Origin of the sequence: Coleofasciculus sp. G3-WIS-01 (assembly GCF_040223135.1) — a bacterium.
Taxonomy (GTDB): domain Bacteria; phylum Cyanobacteriota; class Cyanobacteriia; order Cyanobacteriales; family Coleofasciculaceae; genus Coleofasciculus.
On sequence record NZ_JAVJZI010000167.1, the window covers coordinates 29,428 to 47,419 of the forward strand.

The window sequence follows — 17,992 nt, forward strand, 5'->3', positions numbered from 1 at the left end:
TTTTTATCCTGATTTATTTGATTTCGTAGTTGTGGCTATCCCCAGTTTCTAACCAGGTTTGCCAGTATTTTTCCACTTCCGCTTTGCTGCCGAGTTTCTTTTCCATGCCTTTTTCCACGGCATCCATTAAGGAGACAGCACCGGTTTTTTGGTAAATTGCCCGCACTTCTTCCATGTCTTTTTCGGGAATCATCCGGTGCGAACCGGGGCTATTTTCCAAGTCCATTGGTACACCCCACCATTCACGCATTTCTTTCATATGGTCGTAATAGTATTCCCAGTTCTCACCCAGTTCAGGAAAATGGGATGGGGAGATGTTTTTTGCCAGTAAGGTATAGCCGCGTTTGAGCATGTTTTCCCCAAATACCCGCTTGGCAATTAATTGCTGTCGTCCTCTTTCCGACTCGGCGAAGTAACCGTAACGAATAGCAAGTCGGCGCAAGGCAAGAATAACTGAAGCGGGACTGTTGCCTCGGGGACACCGGGTTTTGCAGGAGAAACATTGTCCGCAATACCAAATTTTGTCTGATTTGAGCAAGTCTTCAATCAGTTCGTCATCTTCGGATTGGACAATGTTCATCACCTCTCTGGGAGAGTAATCGTTAAACTCGGCTGCCGGACAAACGGCAGTACATACACCGCAATTGAGGCAGGCATTCATGCCGTGCTGATACAAAATGTCTTGTTTTAGCTCATTAAATAGTTTGCCCATCGGAAAACCCCTTTGACTGGCGCGACTGAGTGACGCCTATCGTTGATGAACTCATTATATGAGCAAGTGGTTATATAAAGTCAAGGGGTTAGCCAAAAAAAATTTTCCGGTGACAATTTTGCCCTCTGCTCACCTGCTTCCCCAAGGGCGGGTTTGGTCAAGGTATCAGTTTGTGGCATAAGCTATCTGTAAAACCCGCCCCTGCAGTCGGTTTTCTCGCTATGACAGCGAAGACAACAGATGTATGGTATGTAATAATATGACTAATCAGTAAATAACCCTGAACCGCGCAGTTTTACCCCTTATGCCGAATCGCACCGTTACCAAAACCAAGACCAACAAAGCCAATTCAGTATCCGATTGTGGAATCTCCCAACTCTCTCCTGTGGCGTTGACCTTGATGGCAGATTTTTTCAAGGTACTCTCGGAAGTCAGTCGGCTACAGATTGTCTGCTGCTTGAAAGCGGGTGCAAAGAACGTCACAGAGATTATTGAAGAAACCGGACTGGGACAAGCTAACGTATCGAAGCACCTCAAAATACTCAACCAGGCGGGAATTGTTTCCCGTGAACAGCAAGGGGTTTGTGTCTACTATAAAATAGCAAACCCGTTTTTGTTTGAATTGTGCGATTTGGTCTGTGATACTCTCTCGATGCAAGTGGAGCAGCAAAGCCAGCAATTACAGGAGTTAGCCGTATTGCGTCAAGGTCGTGGATAAACCGACGCCCGCGAGGGGTTTGGTAACCAAACCCCTACTACCATCTTCCCAAAGAAAGATGCTATTGTAGCCAAATACAGCGATAAGTTGTTTGGTGTTACTTTGAATGTAATGTAGCGGTGGCACGAAACTTGAATCAGAAAAGCCGCGATCGCAATAGCTTCCCGATAATGGCATGGACAGCGACAAGCCTATTGGGATGCTGGATTGGCGTTGTTTTAAATCAGCCTGCGATCGCGCAAATTACTCCTGATGCTACTTTGGGTGATGAAACGTCGGTATTGACACCGGGCGATAACCCAATAGACATTCGGATTCAAGGCGGCGCTCAACGGGATTCTCACCTATTCCACAGTTTTGAGAAGTTCAATGTGGGAGATGGACAACGAGTTGATTTCGCTAATCCTGGAGGGATTGAAACCATTTTCACTCGCGTCACCGGTGAAAACAGTCCGACAAATATTCTGGGAACCTTAGGCGTCGATGGAGCCGCGAACCTGATTCTGCTGAATCCCAATGGTATCTTTTTTGGCGAAAATGCTCGATTAGATGTGTCCGGTGCATTTCGAGCCACGACAGCAGATAGCATTATTTTTGAGAATGGATTGGAGTTCAGCGCCACAAATCCTCAAACCCCGTCCCCTTTGCTCACCATTAATGTTCCCATCGGCTTGCAAATTGGACCCAATCCCGGCACTATTGTCAATCAATCCGTTGCCCAAAGTGGGGATGAAGTCGTGGGACTGGCTGTGCAAACTGGTCAAACCTTATCCTTAATCGGTGGGAATGTCAGGTTAGCAGGGGGTCATCTTACCGCACCCGCCGGAAAAATTGAACTCGGTTCAGTTATTAATGGAGAGTGGAACCTAAATTCTCCCCAATCCTCATTCCCCAATGCTACAAGTGCAACATCAACATTAGGCACGATTCAACTAATAGAACAAGCTACTGTTAAAGCGAGTGGTGAAGGCGGGGGTGAGATTCTGGTACAAGGGCGACAAGTGTCCGTCCAGGATGGGTCACAAATTCTGTCAATTACCCAAGGATCTCAACCTGGAGGTAATTTAACCATAAACGCTTCTGAGTTAGTCGAAGTCGTCGGCGCATCCGCCAATGGTTTGTCCATCAGTAGCATCAAGGCAAATACAGAAGGTGCTGGGTCCGGGGGAGATTTAACCATAAACACAGGACAATTACGGGTGCAGGGTAGAGGCTTAGTCTCTGCATCAACCTTTGGAGATGGGACAGGGGGAGATCTGACAATTCGGGCTTCAGATTCCGTAGAACTGAGTGGTTCTGGATTTGAGAATTTGCAACAAAACATTATCTTAAGGGCATTAGCGACACCAGAACTATTACAGGCGTTAGGTTTACCCCCGGACTTACCCCCCCTACAAGTTGCTGATATAGAATTTGTCGGCGGCGGACTTTTGGCGGGTACTCAAGGAAGCAGTTCCGCAGCCGGTCGTTTAACCATTAATACTACTCGGTTAGTAATGGAGAATGGCGCGATCGCACTTACGCCAACGGGAGGTGCGGGGAGAGGGGGAGATGTTTCAGTCAACGCTTCTGAATCCGTGGAAATATCCGGTTCAGCATTTGTTACCGGGGCGTTTCAAGGAACCACAGGCGATGCGGGAAATATCAGGTTGAATACGCAACGCTTAACCCTAAAAAATGGGGGACTCCTGCAAACGATTACTTTTGCTCAAGGCGATGGTGGAAGTTTGCAAGTGAACGCCTCTGAGTCTGTACAAATGGATAGTACACCCATTGGTGCCCTGGCTCCCACAGGAATTTTTGCCAACAGTATCTTTGGTACAGGGACAGGCGGCGACATCACCGTGAATACACGCCGGATGACTATGGGCGAAGGGGCGCAAGTGGGAAATCAGACGGGTGCATTGACAGGATTGGGGTTAATCCCGGTGGGGGGTCCAGCCGGAGATGTTGTCATAAATGCGACTGATTTTATTGAAATTGACGGTGTATCCCCGGATGCTCGATTTATTAGTGGTCCGGGAACCACCAGTTTTAGTGGGGCACCTGCAGGAGATACAAAAGTGTCCACCCGCAATATGATCATCCGGGGTGGGGCAAATATCTCAACCACGACGCTGAGTGCGGGAGATGGAGGAACATTAACGGTTAATGTCTCCGATACCCTAGAACTCATCGGTACGGGAATTTCTACAGGGGGAGGAGTTCCCGTAGAAATTCCCAGTAGTTTAGTCTCTTCCTCAGGACGGGCTGACTTTCCTGCATTGCAAGCCACTGGAAATGCGGGTGTTTTAACAGTAAATGCAGGTCAACTTATTATCCGAGATGGAGCAGAAGTTGCCGTGAATAGTCTGGGTTCTGGGGATGCGGGTACCTTAGAAATTGTCGCCGATTTGATTCAATTAGACAATCAGGGAACCATTAATGCGGCGACGGATTCGGGTCAAGGCGGTAACTTATCCCTAAAAACCCAAAACTTAGTCATGAACCGAGAAAGTCAAATTACCACAAATGCCGGAAATACAGATGGGGGTAATATTACCATCATCACCGATACCCTAGTCGCTCAAGAAAATAGCGATATCACTGCGAATGCTCAACAAGGTCGAGGTGGGCGGGTTAGTGTTACGGCTCAAGGTATTTTTGGTACGGAGTTTCGGGAACAACTAACGCCCGAAAGTGATATTACCGCCACCTCTGAATTGGGACCTGAGTTCAGTGGTATTGTAGATATCGTTATCCAAGGGATTGACCCCTCTCAAGGATTAGTTGATTTCCCCGAAAATTTCACAGATACTAGCACGCTTATTGCCATTGGCTGTGCCGCCGATGAAGGAAATTACTTTTCCCTAACTGGACGTGGTGGCTTACCTGCTAACCCGACTCAACCCCTTGCCAGTGAGACAGTGTGGTCAGATGTACGCAATTTATCGGTGGCATCTTCACCATCGTCTGTGGCTAAAACAGAAAACAATTTTCAATTTTCCCGACCGAATCCTCAACCTCAAATTATTGAAGCGCAAGGCTGGATTGTCAATGAAAAAGGTCAAGTTGAATTGGTAGCTAATTTACCGGAAGCTTCTCCCCAAAGTCCTCGATATAAACCACAAACTTGTTCACCTTAAGTAGATGGAAAAATTAAAAACGACGGGGAGCTTCGTTTGTCATTTGTCATAGGCTATTTTAATGAATTTAGGGGATAGTGTAGTCTATCTAGACAAGTGTAGTCTATCTAGACAATTCGATAACTCCCGATAGTGTCAAACTCAACTCTAAATAAAATGTTTGAAGAAGATCCAAATGAACAAAATCAAGCCGCTTGGCGTGTATTACGTGTATTAACATTTGGCGACCTGAAATCTGCTGTATAATCAATCTAATCAGGTCTAATGAGGAGGTTAGTATATCACGATGACTGAGCTGTATAATAAGCCGAAACCGCGACGGGGGAGACTATTTCCTGAATACACTATTCCCCCAGAAGAATTAGCAAGACGCAAAGCAAACAGAATTGAACTAGGGCAACGTTGTCGAGTTATTTTTGAACGAGTTCGCTGGGAACTAATTGAAAAGTATTACAATTGGTTTATTGCTATCGAACCCGATAGTGGAGATTATTTGATTGACCCTAAATTAGAAAGATTAATTGAAAAAGGACAGGAACGATATGCAAGTCATGATATCAAGTTAACAATCTTTAGGCTTAATGAAACGGGAACCTGTGGTAAGATATGATTGCGGGTCAGTTTAGTGATAATGGAGAGTTAGTTTTTGAAATTGAATTGATTGCGGCTAACGGTGAGGGCTTTACAGTTGAAGCTGTTTTAGATACAGGTTTTACAACAGGTTGGTTGGCGATTAATTCTCAGGATATTGACGTACTAGATTGGTCTATAATTACCTATGAGATTGAGATGCAGACGGCACGGGGACATGAGTTTTTTGACCTCTATGAGGGGAAAGTGACTATTGATAGCCAAGAGTTTACCGTTCCCGTTCATGTAGGAGATGAATTGCCTGATGTTTTAATGGGGTGTCAGTGGCTAGAACTCTTTGAATTAATCGTGAATAAAAAGAAGGAAATTTTGACCCTGAAGATTATGGCAAGTGAATAAACTATTATGAAGTGGTTTCGTATTTTTTTTAGGTTACGGGTTGGGTCGAGTTTTAGAAGATATGCTTTCCTTTTGATTCTGTTTGGGCTAACTCTGTTTCTCGTTACCACTACGGCAGAAGACTTTTTGGCTATTGCCCAAACCGATAACATCCTATCCCTTGAGAATACCGCCAACCGCTTAAACAGCCAACTCCCCAACGTCACACCTACTAATCCCACAACCCCACTAGAACAAGGGATTACCGCCTTTGAAGCAGGACGTTTTGCTGATGCAGCACAACTGTGGCGACAAGCCGCCCAAGAGTATGAACAAAAGCGCGATCGCCTCAATCTTGCCTTAAGTTTAAGTTATCTCTCGCTAGCGTATCAAAACTTGGGACAAGTCCAGGAAGCAGAACAGGCGATTAGCCAAAGTCTTGATCTGTTGCAACACCAAGACAATTGGGAATCAGGGGGTTTGGCGATTCTGGGTCAAGCCTTGAATACTCAAGGACGCCTGCAACTAACCAAAGGACAAGCTGAAGCCGCCTTGGAAACCTGGAAACAAGCCACCGACGCTTACACCCGCGCCGGGGATGAAACCGGAAAACTGGGAAGCCAAATTAACCAAGCCCAAGCCTTGCAAACCTTGGGACTCTATCGACGGGCGCAAACGCTCCTTAAACAGGCAAATCAACAACTCCAAGCCCAACCTGACTCCCGTGTCAAAGTTCAAGGATTGCAGAGTTTAGGAATAGCCCTACAAGAGTTGGGTGATCCCAAAACGTCCCAAACCCTTTTAACCCAAAGTTTAACGATCGCCCAAAAACTAAACCCAACTCCCGATACGAGTGCGATTCTGTTGAGCTTAGGGAATGTGGCGAGAGACTTACAAGAAGATGACAAAGCATTAGATTATTACCACAAAGCCGCCAAAAATGCAACCGATTCGCTGATCCAAATCAAAGCTCAATTGAACCAACTGAGTCTGTTGATCAATACGGAACAAGAGGAAGCCGCGATCGCACTATTACCGAAAATCCAAGTTAGTCTCGCCACCCTATCCCCCAGTCGGGCGGCGGTTTATGCTCAGGTGAATCTTGCCGACAGTCTGATCAGGATGGCAAGGGATGTAGAGACGTGCCATGGCACGTCTGGATGTCAAGTTGTAGGGGCGGGTTTGACCGATAACGTTACCCCAGAAACCGGAAGCGCAGCATCGCTGACTACGAACGGCGCGATCGCACAATTATTAGCCAAAGCGATTCAACAAGCCAGACAGATTCAAGACGCTAAAGCTGAATCCTACGCTATTGGACAATTAGGCAAACTTTACGAACAAAAGCAGCAGTTAGCCGAGGCGCAAAAGCTAACACAACAGGCGCTGAGTCTGGTTCAAGGAATTAATGCTGGCGATATTGCCTATTTATGGGAGTGGCAACTGGGTCGGATTCTGCAAAAGCAGGGAAATACCCAGGATGCAGTCGCCGCTTATACCGTAGCCGTTGAAACCTTGCGATCGCTCCGCAGTGATTTGATTGCCCTGCCAAATTTACAATTTTACTTTCGAGAGCGGGTTGAACCCGTCTATCGTCAACTGGTGGGATTACTTCTAAAATCTGATCCGTCTCAGAAAAACCTGCAAAAAGCCCGCGAGGTGATTGAATCCCTCCAACTTGCTGAACTAGATAACTTTTTTCGCAACACCTGTATCCAGGCGCAACCCCAGCAAATTGATCAGGTTGATCCCACGGCGGCGGTAATTTATCCAATTATTCTGCCAGACCGTTTAGCCGTGATCCTATCATTGCCGGGACAACCCCTGGGCCATTATGAAACCCAATTACCAGAAACAGAGGTCAACAACGCCTTTATCGAACTCCGCAAATTCCTTAATCCTGTTCTGTCAAACAAACAACGATTACGCTATTCCCAAGACATTTATGACTGGCTGATTCGACCCATAGAAGCCGAGTTAGCTGACAGTGGGATTAAAACCCTCGTCTTTATCCTGGATGGGGCGTTGCGAAATCTGCCCATGGCAGCCCTTCACGATGGAGAACAGTATCTGATCGAAAAATACAGTATCGCGGTGAGTCCCGGATTGCAACTATTAGAACCGCGTGCGCTAAATCGAGAACGGCTTCAGGCATTAATTGGTGGACTCAGCGAGGAACGTGGGGGGTTTTCTGCCTTACCTGGAGTCAAGTTAGAACTGAGTAAAATTGCGGCTCAAGTACCGTCTGAGATGCTTTTCAATCAAGAATTTACCACAACCACACTTAAGCAGGAAATTGGTGCCGTTTCTTTCCCAGTCGTTCACCTTGCTACCCATGGTCAGTTTAGTTCCGAGGTAGAAGATACATTTATCTTGACGTGGGAAGGGCAAGTCAATGTCAATGATTTGGATCAATTACTGCAAGTTCGACAACGAGAGGATAGCCAACCAATTGAATTACTGGTTCTCAGTGCTTGCCAAACCGCAACCGGGGATCAACGAGCCGCCTTGGGATTAGCGGGTGTTGCGGTACGTTCAGGCGCCCGCAGTACTCTGGCAACCCTGTGGTCAGTTCGCGACCAATCAACGGCTCAACTCATGGCTGAGTTTTACCAATCCCTGACTCAAGCTGAGAATAACAAAGCGGAATCTCTGCGTCAGGCTCAGCTTTCTATCTTGAAAAACCCTGAGTATGAGCATCCTTATTACTGGGCACCGTTTGTTTTGGTGGGCAATTGGTTATAGAGCGTCGGATGAACTACCCGCCCCTACTTCGTTGAGGGGCGGGTTTCTACATCCTGCCCCGTAGGTTCCGTAGCGGATTTTTGACGCTTCATTTGCCCCAGTTGCTTCATCGAAGCAGCTTGCTTGCGCTCACGAGTCTTTGAAGTAGAGCGTGGTGCATCTGCGTCTGCGAGGCTCGTTCCAAACCCCGGTAGTTTGTCTTGTGCCCAAAGCAACATAACCAGGGCTGCGGCTAAGTCTCGAGCCATCGTGAAACCACACACTTTGCACTGGTGAACTCTTTCATCCAGTGTTTTTTTGTGCTGATGCCCACAGCCGGGACAGGTTTGTGACGGCTTAACTGACTTGGTAGGGACTTCGATGAATACGCCACAAGCTTCAAGAACTTTGTCTTCGATAGCTTGCCGTAACATCCCCATTCCCACGTCTAAAATGGACTTATTTAGACCAGCTTTTTGCTTTTTCCTCTTACCCTTTTTAGCTTTACGGGTCATTTGGGCAACTTCCAGTTTTTCTGTAGCGATGAAGCTATTACTGCTAACGATATCTACCGCTACCTTGTGAACCCAATCCAGTTGAGGGTGGGGACAGCCGCGCTCACGTTCTACAGCGCGATGGCGTGTAAGTGAGGTACGCAGATCCCCGACAACTCCTACGAAGTCGGGGATCTTGCTGGGATAGTATGATAAGTGACAAATGACAAATGACGAATGACGAATGACAATCAAACCTCAACCAAATTCCCCACCACGCGATCGCGCCCTTGCACCTTAGCCTTATAAAGGGCTTGATCTGCCTCAGCTATCAGCCGATCTGGTGTAGTTCTTGGCGGCGGAACCACGCCAGCTACCCCAAAACTCAAGGTGACAAACTTACTCACCAAAGATCCCTCATGGACAATCGCCCGAGCCTTTACTTTCAACCGAATCGATTCTGCCACCTGCATTGCACCTCTGAGGGACGTATTCGGTAAAATAATCACAAATTCCTCACCCCCATACCGAGCCACCACATCCGCTGGACGCTTCACCGCTTTACGCAAAATATCCGCCACCTGTTTCAAGCACTCATCTCCCGCTTGATGCCCATAAGTATCGTTGTATGGCTTAAAAAAATCAATATCACACAAAATTAACGCCAGGGGCGCTTGCTCCCGCGCCAATCGTTTCCACTCCTGCTGCAACGCCTCATCAAACGCCCGACGATTGGCAATCTGGGTCAACCCATCCAAATCAACCAACCGCTGCAACTCCTGATTCATTTCCTCTAACTTCGCCTTCAACACCCGTTCCTGCTCAATTTTGCGACGTAACTCTGCCATAATCCAACGGGTTTGCAGTAATCGACGCACCCGTTGCCGCAGCACCGCCCAATGAATCGGTTTTGTGATATAATCCGTAGCGCCTGCCTCAAAAGCTCGGTCTACCGATTCCTGATTATTGAGTCCAGTAATCATCAGGATAGGGGGACAGTCCTGACCAAACATTTCCTGTAACTTAGCGCAACAGGTAAATCCATCCATCACCGGCATCATCGCATCTAACAAAACAATATCAGGTAACTGTTCGGTGCAAAGCGCTAGACATTGATGCCCATCCCCCACTTCCAACACCCGATAGCCCTCCTGCTCCATCGCCCGACGTAGCACCAGACGTAGGGTTTTTTCATCATCCACAATCAAAATCAAGGGTGAGTCATGCTGAAAGTCAGGCTCATTCATCATCGTTTCCTCGGATGCTCTTGTTGCAACGCGGCGACAACTCGCTCATACTCTGCATCAAACTGGGAAAGCAGGATTAAAACACAATCTAGGTTTCCCGTGCGACCCCGCGCTTCTAAATCCGCACACAGTTGTGCCAAACCCGTTGCACCAATCGTCAGACTTGATGATTTCAACGCATGGGCGGATTGGTGCAGAGCATTAGCATCATCATGAGCGATCGCACTATGAATCGCTTGTACCCTAGGTGGGGAGTCTTCCAGATAAGAGTCAATCACTTCCGCGATTAACCCCTCAAAATCGTCTCCGGCTATTTCTCTTAAATCTTGCAGCACTTGACGATCCAAAGCGGGGGTAGCACTAGAGTCTGAGGTTATTTCTGGCACAGATACGTCCTCTGAATAATCCGTTATGCTATCTCTGCCTGCTTGAGCCAGCACCTGGGAATAGTTATTCAACGCTTGAACCAGGGCTTCCGGTCGAATCGGTTTACTGATATAGTCATTCATGCCCACTTGCAGACATTGTTCTCGGTCTCCCTGCATGGCATGAGCCGTCATGGCAATAATCCAAGGTTGGCAAGCTGACGCCCCTTGAGCCCGGATGCGGGCAGTTGCCTCCAATCCGTCCATTTCAGGCATTTGCACATCCATGAACACCACCTGATAGGACTTACGACCCAGGGATTCCAGCGCCTCTTGTCCATTGTTCGCCACATCCGCGCGATATCCCAATCGCTGCAACATCTGGCGAGCCACCTTTTGATTGACCGCCACATCTTCGACGAGCAGAATGCGTAACGGTAGCTTCTGGGCAAACTGAGCCTCAAGCAGTCCCGATAAGCGCTCGCCCGGACGCACCGAGATTCGCTTACGTCCTAAAATTGCCACAAACACATTATAAAGCTGGGATTGCTTAATCGGCTTGGTTAGAAACGCCGCAAAGTTAGGCAGATCATCGGTTTGGGAGGGGGTTTGCCGACCCACAGAACTGAGCATAACCAAGGGAAGTGGTTCACTCTTCGGTAACGCCTCAATGCGTAACGCTAAGGTAAAACCATCCATCTGGGGCATTTGCCAATCCAAAACCGCCAGATCAAAAGGTTCTCTTGCGGCTAACCAATTCAACGCTTGCTCTCCCGATTCCGCCGTTATCACCTCCATCCCCCACGACTGCGCCTGTAGGGTGATAATTTGGCGATTCGTAGCATTATCATCCACCACCAGTAACCGTTTTCCCCTTAACTCCGGTTGAGGTGTATCCAACTCAGCCGTGACCGAATGGGGGTCTGATTTCACTACAATCGTGAAATAAAACGTCGAACCTTTATCCACCTGACTCTCCGCCCACAAGCGCCCACCCATCCGTTCACTTAAACGCTTACTAATCGCTAAACCCAGTCCCGTTCCGCCATAATTGCGGGTCATAGACGCATCCACCTGAGAGAACGGTTTAAACAAGCGATTCATGCGATCGCGCGGAATGCCAATTCCCGTATCTCTAACCGTAAATTGCAGTTCGTAGGTTTCTTCGACTTCCAGAGGTTCCACCGGAACGTCTCCCCCAGCTCCCTCTGCTCCCCCTGCTCCCCCAGCTCCCTCTGCTCCCCCAGCTCCCTCTGCTCCCTCTGCTCCCCCTGCTCCCCCAGCTCCCTCTGCTCCCCCAGACACCGCCCGACTCACCACTGACACCACCACTTCTCCCTGTTGAGTAAACTTCACCGCATTACTCAGCAAATTCACCAGAATCTGTCGCAGGCGGGTAATATCACCCACCACATTGCTTGGAGTTTGGGGTTCAATTAAATAAGCCAGTTCCAATCCTTTCGCCGCCGCTTGGGACGCCACTAAATCTAACGCTTCCTCAATACAAACATGCACATTAAACGGGTGTTCCTCTAATTCCAATTTGCCGGATTCGATTTTCGAGAAATCCAGAATATCATTAATAATAGTTAGCAACGCTTCACCACTACTACTAATCGTATTCGCAAAGTCTTGTTGCTGAGGCGTCAGTTTAGTATCCAACAACAACCCAGCCATACCAATCACCGCATTCATCGGCGTGCGGATTTCATGGCTCATCATTGCCAGAAACTCACTTTTGGCTCGATTGGCGACTTCGGCTTCCCGTTTGGCTTTATGGAGGGCGAGGTTCTTCAGCGTCAGTTCTTCCCGCCGTTGTTTTTCCTGTTCTAAGAGTTGAGCTTGAGCTAAAGCAATCCCAACTTGCGCCGCTACCGCTTCTAACAGTTCAATCTCATCGGCATTCCATTCCCGGAAGCGATCGCATTGATGTAAACAAATAATACCATTGGTCTGCTCCTGATAGGAAGTACGCACCGAAAGCATGGATTTAAGACCAATCTGACGACAAAGAAAATCCGCCCCCTCTAGTCGTGGATCAGTATAAACATTCTCGCAACTCACGGCTTGATCTTGCGCCAGCACCGCTTGGGCGTGAGGATTACCCAAAACTGGAATCATTTGCTCTCGGGTAGACTCATAACCCGGTTCTAAATATTCCGCCACCAATGGAATTTGGGGACAAGGCTTTGCCAAATAGGTATGAATCAAGCAACGATTCACGCCAAACACCTGACCCACTTGCGTCGCCGCTGTCTGAAAAATATGGTCACTATTTAAGCTTTGGCGAATTTCTTGGGTAATGTGTTTAAGCAGCAACGTGCGTTGTAATTGCCGCTCTAATACAGTTTTAGCTTGTTGACGTTCGATCTCATTACCTACCCACTGTGCCATGAGTTTGAGCAGTTGATGGGACGCCGAAGGATTTTTGGCGGTGAGGGTGGCGGGACGTTCCTGAACACTGAAAAAGCACAGCGCCCCATAAATGTTTCCGGCTACCTTGACACTCGTACCCAGATAAGATTTCATCCCAAACCTTAGACAGGCTGGATGATTTGCCCACTCTGTATCTTGAGCCAACTCAAACGCGATCGGTTCTTTGGCTTGGGTTGTTTGGCGACAAATCGTCTGTTCTAATTCAAAGCTATCCCCCGCCTGCACTTGTCTGGACCCATTGGGGGGAACTTGAGCGGCGATAACCAGACAGCGCCCTTTCTCAATCCGAGACACAATACCGACATCGTGACCAAAATGACGCCGCCCCAGGGCTAAGAGTCCTTGCAGGCGTTCCTCAAACGTGAGTTTGGGTGCAGCCGCGACTCGATATAAACCCCGAATTGCGGCTTCGGCTTGGCGCTGTTGTTGCTCAATCTGTTTGCGCTCGGTAATGTTACGGATAATGCCAATAATCTGATTATCCAAAAATGGCACGAGTCTGGCTTCATAGTTTTGCTCTCCTTTTGCTAAGGATAGGGAATACTCCAGACTCACCGGGGATAGGCTTTGAATCACCCGCGCGATCGCCTGATGCATTTTATCACTCACATCAGCAGGTAGGACATTGTATACAGGCTGTCCCAGAAACTGTTCTGGCTCCACATATAATTCACCCCGATTGGTGGCTTTATAGTCGAGAATGGTGCCATCTTGACTCAATCTAAAATACAAATCTGGAAGGGCATTAAAAATCGCTTGCAGTTCTGAGTTTTTCTGATGTAAGGCTTCCTCAGCTTGTTTGCGATGAGTGATATCACCAAAGGTAACGGCAAACCCATCCCCTAATTTGACGGCGGCGATTTGAAACCAAGCCTGAATCCCGTCGTGGTGGTAATGAAATTCTCGCTCAATGGGGATACCTATTTCTGTTACTTGAACATAGAAATCAAAGAGTCCTTCTTGGCGATTTCCCGGCATTTCCACGAGCAACTGCTTACCGATGAGTTCCTCACTCGTCCGCCCCACCATGCGTTCGGCGGCGGGATTGATCAACAACCATTTAAAATCAGTAATAGTCCCTTGGCGATCGCGAACGGCTGCAAATGCCATTACCCCATCCAGGGAACTATTTAATACCCCAGATAGCAGGGATTGGGAATATTCCAGAGCGGCTTGACTTTCTTTTACATCGGTGATGTCGATGCAAGAACCGATATAACCCAAGAAACTGCTATCGTCACCAAACCGAGGAATACCTGTATCTAAGAGCCAACGGTATTCGCCATCAGCGCGTCGCAGTCGGTATTCCATGCGAAAGGATTGGCGACGGTTAAAGGCATAACTATAGGTTTGTCGGCAATTAGGCTTATCCTCTGGATGTACCGCCTCTACCCAACCCTCGCCGAGTTCATCTTCTAAACGGCGTCCGGTAAATTCTAACCAGGGGCGGTTAAAAAACGTACAATTCCCATCGGTTCCAGCCACCCAAAGCAGTACAGGCGCACTATCTGCCATGGTACGGAAGCGGGCTTCACTCTCTCGTAAGGCGGCTTCGGCTTGCTTGCGTTCAGTTACGTCATGAGCAACACAATAAATTAACCCTTCTTCAACTAAGGCTTTGGAATTCCACAACAGCCAGCGATAGGAACCATCTGAACAGCGATAGCGATTTTCAAAGGCGATGGCGTCTTTCCCGGTTGTGAGATTTTCGGCTTGGGCTATCGTGGCGGCGCGATCATCGGGATGAACCAATTCTAGATAAGGTTGGGCTAACAGTTCAGCTTCACTCCAACCTAAGGTTTTTTCCCAGGCGGGATTCAGACGTCTAAAATAGCCATCAAACCCCGCAATACAAAGCATATCAACGGACAGGTCAAAGATGCGATCGCGCTCTTGTTCGGCTTGACGACGTTCACTAATATCCGTTTGAATGCCAATATAGTGGGTGAGTTTGCCATTGCGATCGCGGATGGGAGAAACGGACAGTTCATTCCAGAAGCGTGTACCATCTTTGCGAGAGTTTTGCAGGATGACGTGAGAGTCTTGTTCGTTTTCTAACGCCGCTTTCAGCTTATCTAATCCAGGTTGTTGATGATTATCCCCTTGTAAGAAGCGACAATTTTTTCCCAAAACCTCTGGCGCTGAATAACCCGTAATTTTCTCAAAGCCGGGATTGACGAAAATAATCGGGTTATCGGGTAAATTTGGATCAGTAATCAGGATACCATTACTACTCGCCGCGATCGCCCGTTCCAACAGTTGTAAGCGCACCTCAGCCTGCTTGGATTCGGTAATGTCGCGGGTGACTTTGGCAAATCCCCGTAGGTATCCGGTTTCATCGCGCAGTGCTGTAATAATGGTTGTACACCAAAACTGCGAACCATCCCGCCGCATACGCCACCCTTCATCCTCAAATCGACCCTTTTGGGCGGCAATTTGCAAAGATTGTTCAGGTTTGCCGTTTTCTTGGTCTTCTTTTAGGAAAAAACACTGATAATTTTGACCAATGATCTCTGAAGCTGAATACCCTTTCAGACGTTGAGCACCTGCATTCCAGCTAACAATTTTACCCTCAGTATCGATTAGGTAAATCCCATAGTCGTTAATCCCGTCAATCAGCAGGTTTAAGCGTTCATCACTGGCTTGCAGGGCGAGTTCAGTATGCTGGCGATCGCTAATATCATGAATCAGCCAGAGAATTCCGACAACCTTTTCTTCCCTATCTTTAATGACGCTATTGAGGGTTTCACCGATAAAATTGTCCCCATTTTGGCGTCGATATTTAATGGGTTTAGACTGATTAAAATCCACAGAATCAGGATTCAAACTCTGTCGCTCAAACTCCTGGGGATTAGTATACAACTGTTGCCAGGGTTGTCCCACTACGGCTTCTTGCTGGTAACCAAATAGCTGACTAAAGGCTGAGTTTACCTTCAGGATAAAACCCTCTGTATTGGTAACAATGACCGCTTGGGGAATCGCTTGAAACAGGGTGGCGTAATCAACTGCTATAGTTTCAGTCAAGGTTTTGGGGGAATTGGGTTGAGCGGTAGGGTTTCCTTGTCTTTGAGTTTGTCTTAAGCCGGCTAAACCTGTAGCCAATAACCCAATTATGGCGAAAACACCGCCACATATTAACACTAGATGAATTGGGCTGGAACCGGATAGCCAGTCATTACAGTAATGAATCAACCCATCGATTAACAGTCGATTGAAAAAGGAAAACATATAAACTCTACCGATCACAGAAACTTGGGCTTATTTGGCGCCAGTGATAAAAAGACTGAACTTCAGGTTAAGGGTATGACTTTAGAAACATCCCTGTTGCAAAAACGGGTCGGTTATATCTGCCATGCATAGAGTTGAACAATTAACTCGTGTATCTATCCACAACTAGACTGCAAAGATCCGCGCGAGTTTTACGGATTTTTTATATTAAACGGTAAAGAGTTAAAGAAAATTTACGTTTTTATCAGTAAATTAATCACCAATACAGATAGCATTAAATGACGAAAAAGTCAAACCAATATTTTGTAGTTTCCCCTGAGAAATTCACCATTCAATGAAGCAACAAATATTGAGAGTGGCAAGCCGTCTCTTGATTGTGCCTAATCTGGCTAGAAGCGATTATCAATGTTCTAGACATTTAGATATTTTGCCGCTACCCACTTCAGCATTCGTTTGTTAATGATTTCTACGGGTTAATGGCAACATAAAAAATCGAACAGCTCAATTTCTATAATAAACGATCAAACACATTGTTGAAATACTCGGTGGTGCTAGCCGGGGCAAATAGAGACAGTCATAGACGTACCCATCCCAGAGTTGTCGGTATGCTACCTTAGCTGGGGACTCGCAAAAGCGTGTATCATCAACCCTGAGAATCCCAACCACAGTGAAGCCAATGCAAATCTATACCAGGCAATTGCGGGTGCGGCATTACGAAATCGATGTCCTCGGACATTTGACTTCTCCCCCGGCTAAAGCTCGGGGGATTCTAAGCGGATACTACAGGACGGGCTAGAAGCCACGTCATGAAAGTTTTATCTTCTTAGAGTTCCAGAGAAAAACCCTGGATGGCGCAGTCAAAAACGCCCTACTGACCTTGGCTAGCTCAAGACCTAGCTGTATCTCTACTTTGCGGAGAATATTAGCAGCGCCATTGCAATCGGCGTTGATAAATTCTCCTTTTTTTGTGCGATACATTCCACGCTTGGTTCGTTTTCCACCCTTGCTCCACCCTTCCAGCTTGTTGCCGAATACAGGCAGAAGATCGTTGTCAAGAAAACTAGCTTTAGATGTGTAGCTTTCTTCAGTTTCTACAAACTGAATTCCATATTGTTCACACAATTTTCGGATTCTTTCTTTAAGACGAGAGGTAGGAACTTGAACAAATTCTTGATTGTTCTTTTTTCCCAACTTAATTCCATCTTTATGGCGCTGGTTCCATCCGAAGACGATTGTTCCAATTCGGTGTCGAAGACAGCGATTGATAACAATTCTCGCTGCTTTATTCACTGCATCCCTGATTTGACGATTGCGTTTTTCAGTTAAGGATGCTAAGTTTTCGTTCCAAAATCCTTGATTTGCCTCAGAACAGATGTATTCAAGTATTGCCGACAAATCGGTATTTGGAGTCAATAGTACCTGTTGACATCCGTACAAATTCATCACCTCCTTGTTTGTAGTTATAGTGTATCATTGAACAAGAAATTCGTGCGGGATTTATCCCGCTATCTGTACGATTTGCTCAGTTTCATCCCCCGCTTGAAAGACGGGGACTTTCACTATCGCTTGTCTGTAAACAATGCTGTTTACCAGAATTATCTCGAACAAGCCGCCGTGGAACACGCCCAAATCCTAGGCTATTCTTTGGCACAATGCCGAAAACTGGGAGGTGTGTTTGTCATGCGTCGGATTGAAATCGACTATTTGCGTCCAGCTACAGCGGATGATACCCTAGGAATCACCACTTGGCTACAGCAGGTCAGGAACCTCAGCCTAAAGGCATGAGGCTTGAAAGAGAAATCTAACAAGCCATTCTGACCAGCTTAAGTCTTAACTGACTACGTTATCGGCAAGTGTTCAAGAGATGGTGCGTAGATGCTCCCGCTAGTCTACTGCTCTAGAACCGAAAAGTTAAACAGTTTTAAGGTCACTGAAACAGTGCTTTTTGGATAGTTACCGACCGATAACATTGGC

At 47.1% G+C, this 17,992-nt stretch carries 11 protein-coding genes and 1 pseudogene; 7 read left to right on the top strand and 5 right to left on the bottom strand.

Going from position 1 to position 17,992, the window contains the following annotated elements:
• Window positions 1–13: 13 nt before the first annotated feature.
• Window positions 14–712: a 4Fe-4S dicluster domain-containing protein gene (locus RIM23_RS16135; RefSeq protein WP_446368217.1), complete on the bottom strand. Its 699-nt coding sequence runs from the start codon at window positions 710–712 to the stop codon at window positions 14–16.
• Between the two features lie 58 nt (window positions 713–770).
• Between RIM23_RS16135 and RIM23_RS16140 the strand changes: the two genes are divergently transcribed.
• From RIM23_RS16140 to RIM23_RS16165, 6 genes are all read left to right on the top strand, one after another.
• Entirely contained in the window at window positions 771–893 is a 123-nt protein-coding gene (locus tag RIM23_RS16140; RefSeq protein ID WP_446368218.1) for a hypothetical protein, read from the top strand.
• A gap of 123 nt (window positions 894–1,016) precedes the next feature.
• Entirely contained in the window at window positions 1,017–1,430 is a 414-nt protein-coding gene (locus RIM23_RS16145; RefSeq protein WP_446368219.1) for an ArsR/SmtB family transcription factor, read from the top strand.
• Window positions 1,431–1,549: 119 nt separating this feature from the next.
• Window positions 1,550–4,555, top strand: coding sequence for a two-partner secretion domain-containing protein (locus tag RIM23_RS16150; RefSeq protein WP_446368220.1), 3,006 nt, complete (start codon window positions 1,550–1,552; stop codon window positions 4,553–4,555).
• 286 nt (window positions 4,556–4,841) lie between these two features.
• Window positions 4,842–5,165, top strand: a complete 324-nt coding sequence (locus RIM23_RS16155) for a hypothetical protein (protein ID WP_446357541.1) — start codon at window positions 4,842–4,844, stop codon at window positions 5,163–5,165.
• On the top strand, window positions 5,162–5,545 hold the full coding sequence (locus tag RIM23_RS16160) for an aspartyl protease (protein ID WP_446357543.1): 384 nt from the start codon (window positions 5,162–5,164) through the stop codon (window positions 5,543–5,545). Before RIM23_RS16155 ends, RIM23_RS16160 begins: the two co-directional genes overlap by 4 nt.
• Before the next feature lie 6 nt (window positions 5,546–5,551).
• Window positions 5,552–8,269: a CHAT domain-containing protein gene (locus RIM23_RS16165; RefSeq protein ID WP_446368221.1), complete on the top strand. Its 2,718-nt coding sequence runs from the start codon at window positions 5,552–5,554 to the stop codon at window positions 8,267–8,269.
• Window positions 8,270–8,292: 23 nt separating this feature from the next.
• Here the strand turns inward: RIM23_RS16165 and RIM23_RS16170 are convergent, their stop codons facing one another.
• The 4 genes and pseudogenes from RIM23_RS16170 to RIM23_RS16185 all read right to left on the bottom strand — a co-directional run.
• On the bottom strand, window positions 8,293–8,997 hold the full coding sequence (locus RIM23_RS16170; protein WP_446368222.1) for a zinc ribbon domain-containing protein: 705 nt from the start codon (window positions 8,995–8,997) through the stop codon (window positions 8,293–8,295).
• Window positions 8,994–9,989: a diguanylate cyclase domain-containing protein gene (locus tag RIM23_RS16175; RefSeq protein WP_446368227.1), complete on the bottom strand. Its 996-nt coding sequence runs from the start codon at window positions 9,987–9,989 to the stop codon at window positions 8,994–8,996. The genes RIM23_RS16170 and RIM23_RS16175 overlap by 4 nt, the downstream gene beginning before the upstream one ends.
• On the bottom strand, window positions 9,989–16,018 hold the full coding sequence (locus tag RIM23_RS16180; protein WP_446368223.1) for a PAS domain S-box protein: 6,030 nt from the start codon (window positions 16,016–16,018) through the stop codon (window positions 9,989–9,991). Before RIM23_RS16180 ends, RIM23_RS16175 begins: the two co-directional genes overlap by 1 nt.
• An 804-nt stretch (window positions 16,019–16,822) precedes the next feature.
• Window positions 16,823–17,374 (bottom strand): annotated as a pseudogene (locus tag RIM23_RS16185) (IS200/IS605 family accessory protein TnpB-related protein); the annotation flags it as partial.
• Between the two features lie 117 nt (window positions 17,375–17,491).
• Here RIM23_RS16185 and RIM23_RS16190 point away from each other — a divergent pair.
• Window positions 17,492–17,803, top strand: coding sequence for an acyl-CoA thioesterase (locus RIM23_RS16190; protein ID WP_446368224.1), 312 nt, complete (start codon window positions 17,492–17,494; stop codon window positions 17,801–17,803).
• The last annotated feature ends 189 nt before the right edge of the window (window positions 17,804–17,992 follow it).

Bases quoted from the DNA above. Each gene is read 5' to 3' on its own strand.
- RIM23_RS16135 (WP_446368217.1), bottom strand. From the start codon at position 712: ATGGGCAAACTATTTAATGAGCTAAAACAAGACATTTTGTATCAGCAC.
- RIM23_RS16140 (WP_446368218.1), top strand. From the start codon at position 771: ATGAGCAAGTGGTTATATAAAGTCAAGGGGTTAGCCAAAAAAAATTTT.
- RIM23_RS16145 (WP_446368219.1), top strand. From the start codon at position 1,017: ATGCCGAATCGCACCGTTACCAAAACCAAGACCAACAAAGCCAATTCA.
- RIM23_RS16155 (WP_446357541.1), top strand. From the start codon at position 4,842: ATGACTGAGCTGTATAATAAGCCGAAACCGCGACGGGGGAGACTATTT.
- RIM23_RS16160 (WP_446357543.1), top strand. From the start codon at position 5,162: ATGATTGCGGGTCAGTTTAGTGATAATGGAGAGTTAGTTTTTGAAATT.
- RIM23_RS16165 (WP_446368221.1), top strand. From the start codon at position 5,552: ATGAAGTGGTTTCGTATTTTTTTTAGGTTACGGGTTGGGTCGAGTTTT.
- RIM23_RS16175 (WP_446368227.1), bottom strand. From the start codon at position 9,989: ATGAATGAGCCTGACTTTCAGCATGACTCACCCTTGATTTTGATTGTG.
- RIM23_RS16180 (WP_446368223.1), bottom strand. From the start codon at position 16,018: ATGTTTTCCTTTTTCAATCGACTGTTAATCGATGGGTTGATTCATTAC.